Genomic DNA, 18353 nt, shown 5'->3' on the forward strand with positions numbered 1-18353 from the left:
GCGCGGCGCGGCAAATCGCCTTTGCTTTGCTGCGGATTCATGCCTAGCTGTGGGGTGAACCAAGGGGGCGCCATGAAGAAAACTCTGTTCCTCTGTGACTGCCTCGGCACTCAGGAAATCGACGCCGATGCGTTGCAGGGCAGCGGCGGTCTGATCTGTTCGCGGGTTCACACCGCGCTGTGCGATGCCGAGATCGGCGCGGCAGCACAGGCGATCGGCAGCGGAGAGGTGATGATCGCCTGCCAGCAGGAGGCGGCGCGCTTTGCCGCGCTGGCCGAGGATCTGGGCGCGCCGGTTCCCGATTTCGTGGATCTGCGCGACCGGGCAGGGTGGAGCGACGGCAGCGGCGATGCGACGCCGAAGATGGCGGCGCTGGTGGCGGAAGCGGCGCTGGAAACGCCCCTGCCGAAAACGCTCGACGTGGTCTCGGAAGGCACCTGCCTGATCCTCGGGGCGCCGGATGCGGCGCTTGCGGCGGCGCAGAAGCTGGGCGATCTGCTGGCCGTCACCGTCCTGATCCCGCATGCGGATGAACTGCCGGTTACCGGCAGCTTTGACGTCATTGTCGGACATTTGCGTCAGGCCAGCGGCACCTTGGGCGATTTCCACGTGGTCATCGACGCCTTTCAGCAGGTCGTGCCGGGCGGGCGCGGCGCGCCGCAGCTCACGCCAGCACGTGACAGGGCGCGCTCGCAATGTGACGTGATCCTCGATCTCAGCGGGGGCACCTCCCTGTTTCCGGCGCCAGAGAAGCGCGACGGCTATCTGCGCGCCGATCCCGGCAGCATCACGGCGGTGGCCGATGCGGTGCTGGCGGCGAGCCAGATGATCGGCACCTATGAAAAGCCGCTCTATGTGCGGCTCGAGCCTAGCCTCTGCACCCATTCCCGCGCCGAACAGCCCGCCTGTTCGCGCTGTCTCGATCTCTGCCCCACCGGCGCGATCAGCCCGGCGGGTGAGCATGTCAGCATCGACCCGCTGGTCTGTGCCGGTTGCGGTGCCTGTTCGGCGGTCTGTCCCTCCGGAGCGATCAGCTATGATGCGCCGCCGGTCGATCATCTGTTCCGCCGCATCGCGACGCTGGCGCGCGGTTATCGCGCGGCGGGCGGGCAGGGTGCCGCATTGCTGGTGCATGACGCCCATGGCGCCGAGATGATCCGCCTCGCCGCGCGTTTCGGTCGCGGCCTGCCTGCCGAGGTGATCCCGCTGGAGATCGAGGCGCTGGCAGGCTTCGGCCATGCCGAAGCGCTGGCGGCGCTGGCCAGCGGTTTCGCCTGTGTCGATATCCTGCTCGCCCCGAACAGCGAACGCGACGTCCTGCAGGCGCAGGCGGATCTGGCCAATGCCATTGCCGGGGCCGCACCGGTGGCGCTGCTCGATATCGCCGATCCCGACATGCTGGCCGAGCAGCTCCATGCCCGTGACACGCTGCCCCCGCTGATCGACACGCCGATCCTGCCGCAGGGCAGCCGCCGTCAGGTCGCAAGGCTCGCCGCCCGCACACTGCGTCCCGAAGCAGAGGTGATCGCGCTGCCCGAACAGGCCCCCTATGGTGCCGTGCTGGTCGATACCGACGCCTGCACCCTGTGCCTGGCCTGCGCGGCGCTCTGCCCCTCGGGGGCTCTGGGCGATAACCCGGACCTGCCGCAGCTGCGCTTTCAGGAGGATGCCTGCCTGCAATGCGGGCTCTGTGCCAATGTCTGCCCTGAGGATGCGATCACCCTGCAACCACAGTTCAACCTGACCGAAACGGCGCTCACGCAGGTGGTGCTGAACGAGGAAGAGCCCTTCGCCTGTATCGAATGCGGCGTGCTGTTCGGGGTGAAATCCACCGTCGAGAAGATCATGGAGAAGCTCGCGGGCAACCATGCCATGTTCGCCAAGCCGGAAATGGCGCGGATGATACAGATGTGTGACAATTGTCGGATCAAGGCGCAGTATCACAGTGAGAACAACCCCTTTACCGGGGCCGAGCGGCCAAGGGTGCGCACGAGTGAAGATTACCTTTCAAAGCGCCGTGATCATTGAGATAAGACGGCAGATGCAACGCGTCATTCAGCAAAGGAGAATAAGATGAGCGAAGACTTCAACATGTCGATGCGCAAGTTCCTCAAACAGGTCGGCGTGACCTCCCAGCAGGCCATCGAAGAGGCGATGCGCGAGGCGGGCGACACGGCGGGCAAGACCTACAAGGCCAAGGTGGTGCTGACGATCGAGGAGCTCGATCTCGAACATGAAGTGACCGGAAAGATCGCGGGGCAATCCTGACGTGAGCCTGACCCGGGAGCAGGTGCTCTCCGAGTTGCGCCAATGCGCCGATCCGGTCAGCGGGCAGCCGCTGACCGGGGCCGGGCTGATCAAGGCGCTGACAGTCGAGGACGGCGCAGTGCGTTTCGTGCTCGAGGTCAGCGGTGCCCATGCGGCGGCATATGACGGGCTCCGGGAGACCGTCGAGGCGCGGCTGAAGGTGCTGCCGGGGCTGAAAAAGCTGTCGGTCGTGATGACGGCGCACAGCACGCCGAAACCGCCGCCCGACCTCAAGCTGCAGCGCCGCGCCGAACCTGCCGGACCGGAAAAGGTGCCCGGTGTGGACCGGATCATCGCGGTGGCTTCGGGCAAGGGCGGGGTCGGCAAATCCACCATTGCCGCCAACCTTGCCTGCGCACTGGCCGCCGAGGGCCGCCGCGTGGGGCTGCTCGATGCGGATGTCTACGGGCCAAGCCAGCCACGCATGCTCGGCGTGTCGGGCCGACCGGCCTCCCCGGATGGCAAGACGATCCTGCCGATGCGCAATTTCGGCGTCACCATGATGTCGATCGGGCTGATGACCAACGAGGATCAGGCGGTGGTCTGGCGCGGGCCGATGCTGATGGGCGCGCTGCAGCAGATGTTGACGCAGGTGCAATGGGGCGCGCTCGACGTGTTGATCGTCGATCTGCCGCCCGGCACCGGCGACGTGCAGATGACGCTGGCCCAGAAGGCACAGCTCGATGGCGCGATCATCGTTTCCACACCGCAGGATGTCGCGCTCCTGGATGCGCGCAAGGGCATCGACATGTTCAATCAGCTCGGCACGACTATCATCGGCATGATCGAGAACATGAGCACGCATATCTGCTCGCAATGCGGCCACGAGGAACATGTCTTCGGCCATGGCGGCGTGGCGGCGGAGGCGGAGAAGCTCGGCGTGCCGCTGCTCGCGGAAATCCCGCTGCATCTCGACATCCGGCTGGCCGCCGATGGCGGCGCGCCGATCGTGGTGTCCAGACCCGAAAGCGCGCAGGCCGCCGGGTTTCGCAGCGTCGCGCAGGCGCTGATCGCATCCGGCCACGCATGACCGCCACCCCGGTCTTTCCGCCGCTGTTTGCCGGGCGCGATGCGCACGGCGCGTATCCTTTCGCGCTGGCCTGCACCGAGGCGGCGCGTGGCTGTGACGCCGGGCTGGTCGTCTATGATCTGGCACCGGATCGGCTGCGCGCGGCGCTGGTCTTGGCCCCCGAAGTGGCTTTGCGGGAGGCTGCGGCGATGCTGCCGCTCTGCGGGGTCGGTTTCCAGAACGCGCTCGGTGCGCTGGCGCCTCCCGAGGTTGCCGTGCATCTGGGATGGGCCGGGGAACTTTATGTCAACGGCGGACATTGCGGGCGGCTGACGCTTGGCGCCGCGACGCGTGATCCGGCGGCGTTGCCCGATTGGCTGGTCGTCGGGCTGACGCTCGACCTCTGGCCCGCCGATGACGAGACCGGGCTGACCCCTGAGCTCACGGCGCTCTATGCCGAAGGCTGCGCCGATGTCGATGCCATGACGCTGCTCGAAGCCTGGGTGCGTCATACGCTGGTCGAGATCAACGCCTGGGAAGAGGACGGTCCGGCGCGGCTGCACCGCGACTGGCTCGGTCTGGCGCAGGGGCTTGAGAAGGAAATCGAGATCGCGGGGCAGCGCGGTATCTTTACCGGGGTAGACGAGCATTTCGGGCTGCTGTTGAAAACCGGCGACAAAACCGCTCTGATCCCGCTCACCGATCTACTGGAAGAAACGCCATGAAACTTGCCCGTGCCATCCATTTCGACGACAGCGACACCCGCGTCTTTCACAACCCGGCGCGCACCGGCGAATGGTGCCTTTCGGGAGGGTTCGAATTTTCCAACTGGAGCGAAGCCGACCTCACCGGCAAGGCGCGACAGGCCTTTGCCAATGGCTGGCTCGGATGCGAGACTTTCGGGCGGGTCAGCTTTGTCGCGGTCACCCGGATCGAGCGCAGCGAATATAACGCGCTGGTCGATATGCTGGCGCAGCATTTCGTCGAGATCTACGGCGCTCCGTCGCTTGAGGCGGCGCGCGGCGTGGCGCTTGAGGAGCTGGCGCAGATGGCCGACCTCTGCGACGAACATGCGCCCAACACGCTGCTGACCGTGGCGCGCGCGCTGACCGAATCCGGCGTGCGCGAGACCTATCGGGTGATCGAGGCGCAGGAGGCCGGGCTGGAGCAATTCGCCATTCACGGCGCGCTCGACGAGGAGCCGCATAAGCATTGAGCCGCCACCACCGCGGGCCGACTGCTAACGCGCCAGCATGGGCAGGAACAGCACGAGGCCGGGAAAGGCGATAATGACCAGAATCCGGACGATATCGGCCAGCACGAAGGGCAGGATGCCCCGGTACATCTGACCGACCGACAGGTCATCGACCACCGATTTGATCACGAACAGGTTGAGTCCCACCGGCGGGGTGATCAGCGACAGCTCGGTGACCATCACCGCGAAAATCCCGAACCAGATCGGATCAAAGCCAAGCTCGGTGACGATCGGGAAGAAGATCGGAATTGTCAGCAGGATCATCGACAGGCTCTCCATGAACATGCCGAGGATCAGGTAGATTCCGAGGATCACCAGGATCACCGCAATCGGGCCGAGGCCCATTGCCAGGATCAGGTCCGACAGGGCGCGCGGCAGGCCGATGAGGTTCATGAAATTGGAAAACACCAGCGCCCCGATCAGCACCAGAAACAGGCTCGCCGTGGTCAGCACCGTCTCGACCAGCGCATCGACCAGACCGCGCCACGACAGGCTGCGCCGCCAGAGCGCGAAGCCGAGCGCGCCGGTGGCCCCGACGCCTCCCGCCTCGGTCGGGGTGAAGACGCCCTGATAGAGCCCGCCGATGATGGCGATGAACAGCAGCAGGATCGGCCCCACACTGCGCAGGTAGTGCAACCGCTGCGACCAGGGGGCGCGCGGGGCGGCGGGGGCAAGTGAGGGGTCGATCTGCGCGGTGATCCGGATTGCGGCGAGGTAAAGGCAGATTGCCAGCGCGCCGGGCAGGATGCCGGCGATGAACAGCGCGCCGATGTCTGTGCCCGTGGCGATGCCGTAGAGCACCAGGATCACCGAGGGCGGGATCAGGATGCCGAGCGTGCCGCCCGCCGCCACCGCCGAAGCCGCGAAACCGTCGGCATAGCCATAGCGGCGCATCTCCGGCACCGCGACCTTGGCCATGGTCGCCGCCGTGGCAATCGACGAGCCGCTGAGCGCCGAGAAACCGCCGCAGGCCAACACGGTGGCCGAGGCCAGACCGCCGCGCATATGCCCGACGAAACCGTGACAGAGCCGGTAGAGATCCTCCGACATCCGCGCCTTGGTCACCAGCACACCCATCAGGATGAACATCGGCAGCACCGAGAGTTCGTAGGACATGGTGGCATTGATCGGCAATTGCCCGATCATTCCCATCGCCGTGCGCTCGGAAATGCTGAGCCAGATCCCGGCCAGCCCGATCAGCAGCATCGCGAAGGCAATCGGCATCCCGCCCATCATCAACACGAAGACCCCGGCAAAGGCGATCGCCGCACTTTCCCAGATACCCATCAGAGCTGCCCTATCTTGCTGTCGGTCTTCGGGGTTCTGTGGCGCCACGCCTCGTAGGCACAGAGCAGGAAGGCGAGCGCGGTCACCGCGAGCATCACCGCCATGCCCTGCGCGATCAGCCCCTTCGGAATGCGCAGCTCCATGGTGACCTCGCGATAGGTCAGCAGCCGCTCGCCCTGCAACCAGACCCGCCAGGCCATGAAACCGCTCAGGCCCGCGCCGACCAGATCGGAGAACAGCGTCAGCAGGTCGCGCAGTCGGGGCGGCATCCGGTCCGTCAGGATCGTGACGCTGATATTGCCGCGCAGCCGCACCATCAGCGGCAAAGCGGTGAATACCATCAGCCCCATGCCGATCTCGATCATCTCGAAACCACCCGACAGCGGATTGCGCAGCAGGTAGCGCATGACCACGCCGGTGAAGGTCACCGCCATGACGAAGGCCGCGATAGCGCCCGACAGCCAGGCCAGGGCGCGTGCGAAACGGTCGTACAGGGCAGTGAGCGCGATCATCGGCAGGGCTCTCTCCGGGCGCGGGGGACGTCATAGGGCCGCAATGGGTTGCGGCCCTGTCTAAGCGATATCAGAGGTTTACTTGGCGACGTTCACGCTCTTGTCGGCGCGGTAATGGTCCACCATGGCGCGGGCGTAATCAAGGATCTGCTGTCCCTCGAAGCCCTTCTCCGTGGCTTGGGCCAGCCATTCGGTCTCCAGCGGCTGCAGCTTCTCGCGCGCCGCGCCAACCTCGCCCTCGGGCAGGGTGATGAACTCGACCCCCTGTTCGTTGAGCTTGCCCTCGCCGTAGGCATCGCCGTTGCTCCAGGCAAAGCCCGACAACATCGCGATCCCCATGCCCGAATGTTTCTCCACCGCCGCCTTGTGCTCCTCGCTCAGCGCGTCCCAGCTCTGCTGGTTGAAGGCCACCCAGAATGTATCGGTGTAAAGCCCGCCGGGGATCCGTGTGATCGAGGTGATGACCGGCGTAATGCCGAAGAAATCAATCGATTCCGAGGGAAAGGTAATCCCGTCCGCCACGCCGCGCGACATCGCCGTCTGCGCCTCGGTGGGCGGCAGCTGCACCGGCGAGGCGCCCAGCTCGGACATGATCCGCCCGGTCACGTTGCCGCCGACACGGATGGTCTTGCCCTGCAGATCCGCCAAGGTCTCGACCCGGCCCTTGGCCATGTTGATATTGGGGTTGGAATGGGTGAAAAGACCCACCACATGCGCGCCCTCATGCTCCCCATATTCGGCGCCGAATTTCTCATAGGTCAGCCAGGCGGCGGCGGAGCCGGCCCAGGGGTCGGGCGACATGAAGGGCAGGTCCATCACCTGGGTCATCGGGAAGCGTCCGGCGTTATGGCCGCTGACGCCATAGCCGACATCGAAGGATTGATCGAGCAGCAGGTCGAACTGCGCCGGGGGCGGGCCGAGGGGTGAGGTCATGATCTCGAATTTCAACGTGCCGCCGGTCTCGTCTTCGATGGCATCGGCCCAGGGCTGCAGAATGCCCGAAACGATCAGGTGATGCGGCGGCAGCCAGGAGCCGATACGCAGCGTCGTGCTGTCCTGTGCCAGCGCGGGCAGGGCGCTTGCCCCGGCGAGCAATGCAGCGCAGATGGAGGTCTTGAAAAATGTCATTCCTGTCTCCTGTTGTTGTCGGATAATTCGGGCTCGGTCAGAGCTCTGTCGGCCCGCTCAGCTTGAAGATCTCCAGCGCATCCGCTTCCGGTCCGCCCCGCGCCATCAGCAGGCGGAATTGCTCCGCCGCGAGCGCCGTGAAGGGCGCGGGCGAGGTGCTGGCCTTGGCCAGATCATGCACGGAATCCAGATCCTTCAGCATCGTACAGACATGGCCGAGCGGCGGATTGTGCTCTGCGTTGACCATGCGCGGCATGAAGATCTGCAGCGGCTTGCTGTCGGCAAAACCGCCCGCAAGCGCTTCGGGCAGACGGGTGGCATCGACCCCGGCGTTGGTGGCTAGCCGGGCGGCTTCGGCCAGGACCGCCATGGTGCAGCCGACGATCACCTGATTGCAGAGCTTGGTGGTCTGACCGGCACCCACGGGCCCCATCAGGGTGAACCGAGCGGCCATCTTCAGCACGATGTCCTCGACCTTGCGAAACGCGTCTTCCGGCCCGCCCGCCATGATCGCCAGCGTTCCGGCCTCGGCACCGGGCACGCCGCCGGAGACCGGCGCATCGAGCCAGATCATCCCGGTCTGCGCTTCCAGCCGTGCCGCCATTTCGCGGGTGGCATCCGGCGCCATGGAGGAAAAATCGACAAGGATCGCCCCCGTTTTCGCGCCTTCGGCAATGCCGCGCGGGCCGAAGACCGCCTGTTCCATGGCCTTGGTGTCGGTCAGGCAGGTGAAGACGATATCCGCTCCCTCGGCCACATCGGCGGCATCCTTGCCCTGTCGCGCGCCCTGAGCCACCAGCGGCGCGGCCTTGGCCCCGGTGCGGTTCCAGACCGTGACATCCTGCCCGTCCGCGACCAGCCGCGCCGCCATCGGCGCGCCCATCAATCCGGTACCGATAAAGCCCAGTCTCAACGCCTCGCTCATGACTTCGCTCCCTTGTCGGTCGCGGCCGCACGGCGCGGCTCGGGCCATTGCGCATTGCCCGCGTGGGTCACCGCCCCCTCATGGGCCTGCCCGACGGTCGCGGCGTATTTCTGCAACAGCCCTGCACGGTGGCGGCTTTCCGGCGCGACCCATTTGGCGCGGCGTTCTGCCAGCTCATCGTCAGGGACATTGAGAGTGATCGTCGCCGCCTTGCCGTCGATGCTGATCTCGTCGCCGTCCTGCACCAGCCCCAGCGGCCCGCCCGTGGCCGCCTCCGGTGCGGCGTGGCCGATGCACATGCCGCGGGTAGCGCCGGAAAAGCGCCCGTCGGTGAGCAGCGCGACCTTCTCGCCCATGCCCTGACCATAGATCAGCGCGGTCAGCCCGAGCATCTCGCGCATGCCGGGGCCGCCTCTCGGCCCTTCATTGCGCACGATCAGCACTTCACCGGCGGCGTAGTCGCGCCCATGCACCGCGATCACCGCGTCATCCTCGCTCTCGAACACCCGCGCTTTCCCGGTGAAACCGAGCGATTTCAGCCCGGCGACCTTGAGCAGCGCGCCATCGGGGCAAAGGTTGCCCTTGAGCACCACCACACCGCCCGACGCCATGATCGGATCACTGAGCGGGCGGATCACCTCGCCATCGGGGGCGGGGGCATTGGCGACCTCCACGGCGAGGCTGCGCCCGGTCACGGTCAACGTGTCGCCATGCATATACCCGCCCGCGATCAGTTCCTTGATCACCACATGGGCGCCGCCGATCTCGTAGACATCCTTGGCGTGATATTTGCCGCCGGGGCGCAGATTGCCGATGAACGGGGTGCGCTGCAGCACTTCGGCCACGTCATCGGCGGTGAAGCGGATCCCGGCCTCATGGGCGATTGCGGGGATATGCAGCGCGGTATTGGTCGAGCCGCCGGTGGCGGCGACGATGGCGCAGGCGTTTTCCAGCGCCTTGCGGGTGACGATCTCGCGCGGCAGGGGACCGCCGCGTGCGATCATCTCCATCACCAGCGCCCCGGCGCGTTGTCCGATGCCTTTACGCTCGGCATAGACGGCCGGCACCATCGCCGAATTCGGTACCGTCAGCCCCAGCGCTTCCGCGACCATCGCCATGGTATTGGCGGTGAATTGCCCGGCACAGGCGCCTATGGTGGGCTTGCAGGCCTCTTCGAGCTCGGTCAGCTCATCCTCACTCATGGTGCCAGCCTGCACCGCGCCGACCGCCTCGTAGGCATCGAGCACCGAGACATCGCGCCCCTGAAACCGCCCGGGTAGCGCCGATCCGCCATAGACGAAGACCGACGGCACGTTGCAGCGTACCATGCCCATGATCACGCCCGGCAGGGTCTTGTCGCAGCCGCCATAGCCGACCAGCCCGTCATAGGCATGGCCATGCACTACCGCCTCGATGGAATCGGCGATCAGCTCGCGGCTCACAAGGCTGAACTTCATCCCCTCGTGGTTCATGCCGACCCCGTCGGAGACCGATATCGTGGTGAATTCGCGCGGCGTGCCGCCAGCCATGGCGACACCTTCCTTGGCATATTCGACCTGCGCGTAATGGGTCATGTTGCAGGGTGTCGTTTCGCCCTTCTGGCTGACCACGCCGACCATCGGTCGCGCGATGGCCGCATCATCCAGCCCCATGGCGCGCATGAAGGCGCGGTGCGGCGCGCGATCGAGACCATCGGTGGTGATCCGCGATCGCAGAGGTTTGCCCTGACTATCCGACATCGCAACCTGCCCCCTGCTTTATTTTAAGCTTGAAAGAAACTATCCTTCATATTCATATATGAACAGAGGAATGTGAACGGGTAAAGGTGGCGATGCGGCTCTGCGCAAATATTTCGATGCTGTTCACCGAGCTGCCGCTGGCGGAGCGGGTGGGCGCGGCTGCGCAGGCCGGTTTCGACGGGGTCGAGGTCCAGTTCCCGACGATTAGCGATGTGGCCCCCCTGCGGGACGCCAGCGAGGCGGCGGGCATCCCGATCGTGCTGATCAACGTGCCCCGCGGGCTCGGCGATGCGGTCGGGCTCGCGGCACTGCCGGGGCAGGAACAGGCCTTTCGCACCGCGGTCGAGATCTGCGGCAGCCAATGCCTGACGCTGGGCGTCCACAAGGTCAATGTACTGGCCGGACGGCCGCCGCCGGAAGCGGCGCGCGATGCCTGTCGCAAGGTGCTCGCACGCAATCTCCAGATGGCGGCGGATCTGCTCGGCGGGCTCGGCGTGCGGGTGATGGTGGAGCCGGTGAACCCGCACGACGTGCCGGGATTTTTCCTCGACGGGCTTACCCCCGCGCTCGACCTGCTGTCGGATCTCGATCATCCCAACCTGGCGCTGCAATTCGATCTCTATCACATGTCGATCAACGAGCCGGATCTGGTCGCGGCGATCCGCCGGGCGGGCGCGCGGATCGGTCATGTGCAGTTCGCCGATACGCCGGGACGCCATGAGCCGGGCAGCGGCTCGGTCGATTTTGCCGCCGCGCTCGGGGCCTTGGAAGAGATCGGCTATCGAGGCGAAATATCGGCCGAATATCACCCGCGCGGCAGGACGCAGGAAGGGCTCGGCTGGATGGCGGCTTTCAGGGAGATGATGGCATGAGCGCCAGCGACCATCCGGCGGGCGAGATCGCGCGCGACATCCTGCAGGGCAGGACGTTCAACCCCTATCCCGACACGCGGCCGCGCAGCCTTGCCGAGGGGTATGCGCTGCAGGATGCGGTGGTCGCAAGGTTGCAGCGCGATGGCGCGCGCGGTGCTGTCGGCGGCTGGAAAATCGCCGCCAATTCAGCGGCGCTGATGCAGAGATTCTCCATGAGCGAACCGGCCAGCGGTCGGGTCTTTGCCGATCAGCGCCATGCTTCCCCGGCCCGCCTCAAGGCCGCGGAATTCGCGCAATTCGCCTATGAGCCCGAGATCGCGGCGGTGATCGGCCAGCGGCTCGCGCCACCGGACGCGCCTTTCGAACGGGCGGAGATCATCGACGCGGTGACACGCTTCGTTCCGGCGCTCGAGCTGCTCGACATGCGCAGGGTCGATGTGCTGACCAGTCACATGCCCGATATCATCGGGCAGAACATCACCAATGCCGGGGCGGTGATCGGCGGGCCGGGGATCGCTCCCGACGCGCTCGACGTGGCGCGGCAGCGGATGATCGTCACGATCGACGGACAGGATGAGCTCGACGTGACCGGCGCCGCGCCCCAGGATCCCTGCGCCGCCGTGCTGTGGCTCGCCAATCACCTCGCCGCCCGCGGCCTCACGCTCGAAGCGGGGCAGGTCGTCCTCTGCGGCACCCATGCGCCGATCCGGTTGCTGCCCGGACCGGCGCGGATCGCGGTGGACATGCCCGGCATGGGCAGCGTCAGGCTCGATCTCGTCTAGGCGGCCCGGAACAAGCCTCTCTCCCCTCGTGTTTGCCCTTCAAGGTAGTAAACCGCGACGCTGTGCCGATGTGGACGCGGTGAAAGGAGATTAAGCATGTTCGATTGGATCACCGGATTGCTGGAGCAGGGCGGCTATTTCGCCACCGCCTTCCTGATGTGGTTCGAGAACATCTTTCCGCCCGTCCCGTCAGAGCTGGTCATGCCGCTGGCCGGTTTCCTGGTCTATCAGGGCAAGCTGACGCTGATCGGGGTGTTGCTGGCCGGGACGTTCGGCTCGCTGCTCGGCACCTGGCTGTGGTATCTGGCGGCGCGCAAGTTCGGTCAGGAACGTCTGCGGCGGCTGGTGGAGAAACACGGCCGCTGGCTGACCATCAGTACCGACAATCTCGACCGTGCCTCCGACTGGTTCGAGCGTCACGGCCGTATGGCGATCCTGCTGGGTCGCATGGTGCCGGGGGTGCGCACGCTGATCTCGGTGCCTGCCGGGCTGACCGGGATGAAGACGGCGCCGTTCCTGCTCTATTCCCTGATCGGCACGCTGATCTGGAACAGCGGTCTCACCGGGCTCGGCTATCTGCTGGGCAGTCAATATACCCGCGTCGCGCAATGGCTGAATCCGGTTACCAATGTGCTGCTCGCGGCGCTGGTGTTGATCTACCTCTATCGTCTGGTGACCCATAAGGGCGCGGAAAAGAGTGGATAAATCGTTGTGATCGTGGAACCTTGGAGCTGCCGGGAACGTTGCGCAGGCACAGGGAAGCAACGTCCGGGCCGCGGGCGAATTGAAGAATTGACGGCAGGGAAGGGCGGCGTCATGGGTTCAGGCGTGAGAGATTTGGCCGCTGCTCAACGCTCTTGCCCTTGTCTTCCATTCGTTGCTTCACCGGTCGCGCCCACGTGACGGCGCGCACTCACCTTTCCATGCGGAACGCTACGCTGCTTGTCGGCCTGCTCCTGTTGGCGGGCTGTGCCGGTCGGCAATCGGTGCTCGATCCTGCGGGCGAGGATGCGCGCGATCTTTTCGACCTATTTCGGGTGATGGTGATTGCCGCGTTGCTGCTCTGGGGGGCGGTGGCGCTGCTTTTCATCTATGTGACGCGGATCAACGTCAGCGCCATGCCCCGCAAGCTCGCCGAAACGCTGATCGTCGGCGGCGGGATCGTCTTTCCGGTGCTGCTGCTCGGGGCATTGCTGGCCTATTCGCTGCCGATGATGGGCGCGCAGCGCCAGGAGGGTGACGGGCTGGTGGTGCGCATCACCGCCGAGCAATGGTGGTGGCGTGTGGAATACCTGCCCGCGGACGGGGGTACGCCGGTAATCGCCGCCAACGAGCTGCGCCTGCCCGTCGGCGCGCGCAGCGAGCTGATCCTCAACGCGCATAACGTCATCCATTCCTTCTGGGTCCCCGCCCTGGGCGGCAAGACCGACATGATTCCGGGGCGCGAGACGCGGATGAGCCTGAAGCCCGAGCGGACGGGCGTCTTCCGGGGGCAATGCGCCGAATTCTGCGGCGCTTCCCATGCGCTGATGGCCTTCGAGACGGTCGCCATGGCGCCGCAGGATTTCGACGCCTGGCTCGCGGAAGAAGCACGCGACGCGGCAGCGCCGGGCGATCCGCTAGCGCAGGCGGGGGCCGAGGTTTTCGCGCGCGAGGGCTGTGGTGCTTGTCATGCGATCCGCGGCACAGAGGCCATCGGCCGGGTCGGGCCCGACCTCACCCATGTCGGCGCGCGCAAGTCGCTGGGTGCCGGGATCCTTCCGATGGAGCGTGGGGCGCTCATGCGCTGGATCGGCCATGCGGAAGGCCTGAAGCCCGAGGTGAAAATGCCGAGTTTCGATTATCTCGAAGAAGATGATCTGCGCGCGCTTGCCGCCTATCTGGAGGGGCTGACGTGAGACCGCCGCAGGATGAGCTCGCGCCGAAAGGCATCTATCCACCCAGCGAGGAGATGTTGGACCGACCGGTGCCGCAAGAGCTGCAGGAGGCGCAGAAGAAACGGCTGCGCGAGACCTGGGCGACGCCGAAGGGCTGGCGCTATATCTCCGCGGTCAACAATACCGAGATCGGGGTCTGGTACACGCTGACCGCGTTCGGCTTCATGCTGCTGGCCGGGGTGCTGGCGCTGCTGATGCGGGTGCAGCTCGCGGTGCCGGACAATACCTTCCTCGATGCCGACCGGTTCAACCAGTTCTTCACCATGCACGGCTCGGCGATGATGTTCCTCTTCGCGGTGCCGATGTTCGAGGCGATCTCGATCCTGCTGCTGCCGGGAATGCTCGGCGCGCGCGACATGCCGTTTCCGCGGCTCTCGGCCTATGGCTACTGGTGTTTCCTGATCGGCGGCATCTTCGTCATGGGCTCGCTGCTGTTTGACGTGGCACCGAAGGCGGGCTGGTTCATGTATCCGCCGCTGGCCACGCAGGAACAGGGAGTCGGCTCCGACATCTGGCTGCTTGGCCTGTCGTTCATCGAGGTTGCCTCCATCGCCGCCGCGGTCGAGCTGATCGTCGGGGCGCTGAAATGCCGCCCGCCGGGAATGCGGGTCAATATCATGCCGCTCTATGCCTGGTACGTGCTGGTGGTGGGCGGCATGATCCTCTTCGCCTTCCCGCCGCTGATCGCCGGGGATTTCCTGTTCGAGCTCGAACGCTCCTTCGACTGGCCGTTCTTCGACCCGACGCGCGGGGGCGATCCGATCCTCTGGCAGCACCTGTTCTGGATCTTCGGCCATCCGGAGGTCTATATTATCTTCCTGCCCTCGATCGCGATCGCCGCGATGATCGTGCCGACGGTCGCACGCCGCCCGATCGTCGGCTATTCCTGGATCGTGCTCTCGGCGGTCGGCACCGGCTTCCTGAGCTTCGGTCTCTGGGTGCATCACATGTTCACCACCGGCCTGCCGCAGCTCAGCCTCGGTTTCTTCTCCGCCGCCTCCGAGGCCGTGGTCATTCCCACCGGCATCCAGCTCTTCGCCTTCATCGCGACGCTGATGGTCGGGCGGGTCAGGATGACCCTGCCGATGCTGTGGATCGCCGGCGCGCTGGCGATCTTCGTCGCCGGGGGGCTGACCGGGGTGATGCTGGCCATCGTGCCGTTCAACTGGCAGGCGCATGATAGCTATTTCGTGGTGGCGCATCTGCATTACACGCTGTTCGGCGGCATGGTCTTTCCGGTGCTGGCGGGGGTCTATTACTATTACCCGTTCATCGCCAAGAAGATGCTGAGCGAGCGGCTCGGCCGCTGGGCCTTCTGGTTGATCTTCTCAGGCTTCAACATCACATTCCTGCCGATGCATCTCACCGGGCTGAAGGGCATGCCGCGCCGCGTATTCACCTATCCGGAAAGCGCGGGATGGGATCTGCTGAATCTGATTTCGAGCATCGGCGCCTTCGTGGTGGCGGCGGGATTCGCGGTCTTTGTCTATGACCTGTTTCGCCCCAAGGGCCGCCAGGGACAGATCGACCGCAATCCCTGGGGCGGAGGCACGCTGGAATGGAGCCATGACGTGCCGGAGGAGAACTGGGGCAACCGCTCGGTGCCCTACGTCACCAGCCGCTATCCGCTCTGGGACCAGCCGGATTTCCTCGCCCGGATGGACCGTGGCGGCTACTATCTCCCGGATGCCGAAGAGGGGCGGCGCGAAACCATCACCACCTCGGTGATCGATGCCAAGCCGCTGGTCGTGCAGCGCGTGACCGGTCCGGCCTGGGTGACGATCTGGGCGGCGCTGTTCACCGGCGGTGCCTTCATCTTTCCGACCTTCCACATCTATCCTCCGGCGATCATCTGCGGTGCCTTCGCCATTGTCTGCGTGCTCTATTGGCTCTGGACCAGCACCGCGCGGATCCCGGAGAAGGATCACAAGGACGTCGGTCTCGGCCTGTCGCTGCCGACCTATGCCTCGGGGCCAAAGGCGGTGGGCTGGTGGGCGGTCTGGATCACCATGCTCGGGGATTCCACCGCCTTTGCCAGCCTGATCTTCGGTTTCTTCTTCTACTGGACCGCGCGGCCCGACTTCCTGCCCGAAGGCACCGCCCATGCCGAAGCGATCGTCGTTGCGCTGGCCGTCGTGCTCTATGTGCTGTCCTGGGGGCTGACGTTGGCGGCACGCGAGCTCAACCGACGCGACAGCGTTGCTCTGGCGCGCGGCGCGTTGGCAGCGGGGGCGCTGGCGACCATCGGCGCGGCGACCCTGGTAATTTTCTCGGTGCTGGATCTGGAGCCGACCGCCCATGTCTATCCGGCGCTGATGTGGGCGCTGATGATCTGGCTGGTGGCGCATTCGGGGCTTGGCGCGATCATGCAGCTCTATTGTCTCGCCGGGTCGCTGTTCGGCAAGCTGACCCCGCGCTATGACGCCGATCTGTGGAACGTGACGCTGTTCTGGCACTTCATGGTGTTGACCGCGCTGGTCACCGGATTCGTCATGACCATCGCGCCGAGGGTGCTGGGATGAGCGATATCGGCAGAAATCAAGAGAGCGCCGAGTTCCGCGAGGAGGCGGATTCTCTCTGGCGGCTCACTCTCGGCCCCCTCGTCTGGGCATTGCATTTCGTTATCAGCTATGGCGCGACCGCGCTGGTCTGTGCGCGGATAGCAGGGTCGGCAGAGGCCGTGGCGCTGCTGCGGCTCGGGATCGGCGCGCTGACATTGCTGGCCGTGGCGCTGATCCTCTGGCTCGGCTGGCGTTCCTGGCGGCAATGGGACGTGATCCGAGATCGGGATTGGGAGAATGACCAGGGCCACAGCGAAGACCGGCATCAGTTCATGGGCCATGCCGGGTTTCTGCTGGCGGTGATCTCGCTGATCGGGGTGGTCTACGTGGCGCTGCCGGTGCTGCTGATCGGCAGTTGCGCATGAGACAGGCGGCCACATATGCCGGGCTGGCGGTGCTGGCGGCGATCTGGCTGCTGCCGCTTCAGCTCTGGTTGGGCTGGGTATTCCCGGTTCACATGCTGCGACACATGGCGCTCGTTGCCATCGCCGCACCGCTGCTGGCGATCGGGCTCGGTGCGCGCATGCCCTGGTTGACCATCTCGCCGCTGCTGGCCAGCGCGCTGGAATTTGCGGTCGTCTGGCTCTGGCACCTGCCGACCCTGCACGGGATCGCATATCTGCACCTGCCGGGCTACGTATTGGAACAGGCCGGCTTCCTGGCCGTCGGGCTGCTGGTCTGGGTCAGCGCCTTGCGTCCCGGCGAGGCGCTGACCGGGGCGGGGGGGCTGCTGGTGACCTCGATGCACATGACCCTGCTCGGCGCGCTCTTGATCCTCGCGCCGCGCGACCTTTTCGCGGCGATCTGCGGCCTGGCACCCGACCTCGGGCAGCAGCAGATCGGCGGGCTGCTGATGCTGGGGATCGGGACGCCGGTCTATCTGATCGGTGGTCTGATATTGGTGCATGGCGTGCTGGAAGGCGGGGAGGAACAGGGCGTATGAGGAAGGTTCTGCTGACGCTGCTGGTGCTGGGAACGCTCGCCGGTCTGGGCGCCGTCACGGTGCTGGGGCTGGGGCTTTACAATGTCTCGGCGCGGGCCGGACATCTGCCCGGCGTTTCCTGGGTGATGCACAGCGCCTATCGCAACGCGATCCGACTGCGGGCGCCTGCCCCCGAGGAGGTCCCGCCGCTGGATGACCCGGATCTCGTGGCGCTCGGCGCACGGCATTACGACAGCGCCTGCGCCTTCTGCCATGCCAGCCCCGGCAACACGCGCAGCGCCACGGCGCTGTCGATGGAACCGCCGCCGCCGCATATCGAGACAGCCGTGCGCCAATGGCAGCCCGAGCACATGTTCCAGATCATCTACGAGGGGGTGAAGATGACCGGCATGCCGCATTGGCCTGCCGCGCGCAAGGATGAGGTCTGGGCCATCGTCGCCTATCTCGACCAGCTACCGGAGCATTCCGCAAATAAGGCGCAGGAACGGGTCGCGACCCCGCCGGAACCCGACGATCCGCAGATCGCCTATTGCGCCGCCTGCCATGGCAGCGACGGCAATCCGCGCAACGCCCATGTCCCCCGGCTCGATATCCTGTCGCAGACCTACATGGCCCAGACACTGCTTGATTATCGCGATGGCAGGCGCGGGTCGGGTTTCATGGCCCATGCGACGGCGCAGGTGAGCGAGTCGGATCTGGCGCGGTTGGCAACGTATTTCGCGCGGATACCTCCGTCCCGGACCACACCACCCGACCTGCCACCCGGGACGCCCGAAGCGTCCGACCCCGGCGCCGAATTGGCGACACGCGGCAGCGATGACGTGCCTTCTTGCCAGGCCTGCCACGGCCCGGACCGGCGCCGCGATCGGCAGCATTTTCCGCCCCTTGCAGGACAATCACGGCTCTTTCTGGAGGCACAGCTCAGGCTCTGGCGTGACGGTGCACGTGGTGGCGGCACACGCGCCGAGTTGATGGCCAAGGCGGCGGCCAGCCTTAATGAACAGGAGATCGAGGCGCTGGCGCGGTATTATTCGGCGCTGCAACCGCCGGAGCGGAACAGCGAGGATGGTGATTGAGAGAGGGGTTCCCGTTGGCC

18 protein-coding genes are annotated in these 18353 nt (G+C 65.8%); 13 read left to right on the top strand and 5 right to left on the bottom strand.

Features of this window, described 5'->3' with window-relative positions; translation table 11 throughout:
* Positions 1 to 72 precede the first annotated feature (72 nt).
* From ACFSUD_RS07720 to ACFSUD_RS07740, 5 genes are read left to right on the top strand one after another with little or no spacing between them, the layout of a single operon-like run.
* A complete protein-coding gene (locus tag ACFSUD_RS07720) occupies positions 73 to 2028 on the top strand; it encodes a 4Fe-4S binding protein (protein ID WP_386373084.1) in 1956 nt (651 codons plus the stop codon).
* 45 nt (positions 2029 to 2073) lie between these two features.
* Entirely contained in the window at positions 2074 to 2268 is a 195-nt protein-coding gene (locus ACFSUD_RS07725; RefSeq protein ID WP_386373086.1) for a DUF6494 family protein, read from the top strand.
* 1 nt (position 2269) lies between these two features.
* Entirely contained in the window at positions 2270 to 3337 is a 1068-nt protein-coding gene (locus ACFSUD_RS07730) for an Mrp/NBP35 family ATP-binding protein (protein ID WP_386373087.1), read from the top strand.
* Positions 3334 to 4041 (top strand): biotin/lipoate--protein ligase family protein, encoded by a 708-nt coding sequence (locus ACFSUD_RS07735; RefSeq protein ID WP_386373089.1) that lies wholly within the window; start codon positions 3334 to 3336, stop codon positions 4039 to 4041. The genes ACFSUD_RS07730 and ACFSUD_RS07735 overlap by 4 nt, the downstream gene beginning before the upstream one ends.
* Positions 4038 to 4532 (top strand): DUF6505 family protein, encoded by a 495-nt coding sequence (locus ACFSUD_RS07740; RefSeq protein ID WP_386373091.1) that lies wholly within the window; start codon positions 4038 to 4040, stop codon positions 4530 to 4532. Before ACFSUD_RS07735 ends, ACFSUD_RS07740 begins: the two co-directional genes overlap by 4 nt.
* 24 nt (positions 4533 to 4556) lie before the next feature.
* On the opposite strand, the gene ACFSUD_RS07745 is transcribed toward ACFSUD_RS07740, so the two are convergent.
* The 5 genes from ACFSUD_RS07745 to ilvD all read right to left on the bottom strand — a co-directional run bounded on the left by ACFSUD_RS07745 (position 4557) and on the right by ilvD (position 10162).
* Positions 4557 to 5858: a TRAP transporter large permease gene (locus ACFSUD_RS07745; protein WP_386373093.1), complete on the bottom strand. Its 1302-nt coding sequence runs from the start codon at positions 5856 to 5858 to the stop codon at positions 4557 to 4559.
* Entirely contained in the window at positions 5858 to 6370 is a 513-nt protein-coding gene (locus ACFSUD_RS07750; RefSeq protein ID WP_386373095.1) for a TRAP transporter small permease, read from the bottom strand. The genes ACFSUD_RS07745 and ACFSUD_RS07750 overlap by 1 nt, the downstream gene beginning before the upstream one ends.
* Positions 6371 to 6448: 78 nt before the next feature.
* Entirely contained in the window at positions 6449 to 7498 is a 1050-nt protein-coding gene (locus ACFSUD_RS07755) for a TRAP transporter substrate-binding protein (RefSeq protein ID WP_386373097.1), read from the bottom strand.
* Between the two features lie 37 nt (positions 7499 to 7535).
* On the bottom strand, positions 7536 to 8423 hold the full coding sequence (locus ACFSUD_RS07760; protein ID WP_386373099.1) for an NAD(P)-dependent oxidoreductase: 888 nt from the start codon (positions 8421 to 8423) through the stop codon (positions 7536 to 7538).
* Entirely contained in the window at positions 8420 to 10162 is a 1743-nt protein-coding gene (ilvD, locus tag ACFSUD_RS07765) for a dihydroxy-acid dehydratase (RefSeq protein WP_386373101.1), read from the bottom strand. The genes ACFSUD_RS07760 and ilvD overlap by 4 nt, the downstream gene beginning before the upstream one ends.
* 92 nt (positions 10163 to 10254) lie before the next feature.
* Between ilvD and ACFSUD_RS07770 the strand changes: the two genes are divergently transcribed.
* The 8 genes from ACFSUD_RS07770 to ACFSUD_RS07805 all read left to right on the top strand — a co-directional run bounded on the left by ACFSUD_RS07770 (position 10255) and on the right by ACFSUD_RS07805 (position 18333).
* The gene (locus ACFSUD_RS07770) at positions 10255 to 11034 is read left to right on the top strand and encodes a hydroxypyruvate isomerase family protein (RefSeq protein WP_386373103.1); all 780 of its coding nucleotides are present in this window, start codon (positions 10255 to 10257) and stop codon (positions 11032 to 11034) included.
* Positions 11031 to 11816 carry a 2-keto-4-pentenoate hydratase gene (locus ACFSUD_RS07775; RefSeq protein ID WP_386373105.1) on the top strand — a complete coding sequence of 262 codons (786 nt, stop codon included), beginning with the start codon at positions 11031 to 11033 and terminating at the stop codon, positions 11814 to 11816. Before ACFSUD_RS07770 ends, ACFSUD_RS07775 begins: the two co-directional genes overlap by 4 nt.
* A 96-nt stretch (positions 11817 to 11912) precedes the next feature.
* Positions 11913 to 12521: a DedA family protein gene (locus tag ACFSUD_RS07780; RefSeq protein WP_386373107.1), complete on the top strand. Its 609-nt coding sequence runs from the start codon at positions 11913 to 11915 to the stop codon at positions 12519 to 12521.
* A gap of 218 nt (positions 12522 to 12739) precedes the next feature.
* A complete protein-coding gene (locus ACFSUD_RS07785; RefSeq protein WP_386373109.1) occupies positions 12740 to 13714 on the top strand; it encodes a cytochrome c oxidase subunit II in 975 nt (324 codons plus the stop codon).
* A gap of 53 nt (positions 13715 to 13767) precedes the next feature.
* Positions 13768 to 16275, top strand: coding sequence for a cytochrome c oxidase subunit I (gene ctaD / locus ACFSUD_RS07790; RefSeq protein ID WP_386373419.1), 2508 nt, complete (start codon positions 13768 to 13770; stop codon positions 16273 to 16275).
* The gene (locus ACFSUD_RS07795) at positions 16272 to 16679 is read left to right on the top strand and encodes a hypothetical protein (RefSeq protein ID WP_386373111.1); all 408 of its coding nucleotides are present in this window, start codon (positions 16272 to 16274) and stop codon (positions 16677 to 16679) included. Before ctaD ends, ACFSUD_RS07795 begins: the two co-directional genes overlap by 4 nt.
* Positions 16676 to 17257: a cytochrome c oxidase assembly protein gene (locus ACFSUD_RS07800; RefSeq protein ID WP_386373113.1), complete on the top strand. Its 582-nt coding sequence runs from the start codon at positions 16676 to 16678 to the stop codon at positions 17255 to 17257. Before ACFSUD_RS07795 ends, ACFSUD_RS07800 begins: the two co-directional genes overlap by 4 nt.
* A complete protein-coding gene (locus ACFSUD_RS07805) occupies positions 17254 to 18333 on the top strand; it encodes a c-type cytochrome (protein ID WP_386373115.1) in 1080 nt (359 codons plus the stop codon). The genes ACFSUD_RS07800 and ACFSUD_RS07805 overlap by 4 nt, the downstream gene beginning before the upstream one ends.
* Positions 18334 to 18353: the final 20 nt, after the last annotated feature.

This window comes from Sulfitobacter aestuarii (assembly GCF_042685005.1).
In the GTDB taxonomy this organism is placed as follows: Bacteria; Pseudomonadota; Alphaproteobacteria; order Rhodobacterales; family Rhodobacteraceae; genus Sulfitobacter; species Sulfitobacter aestuarii.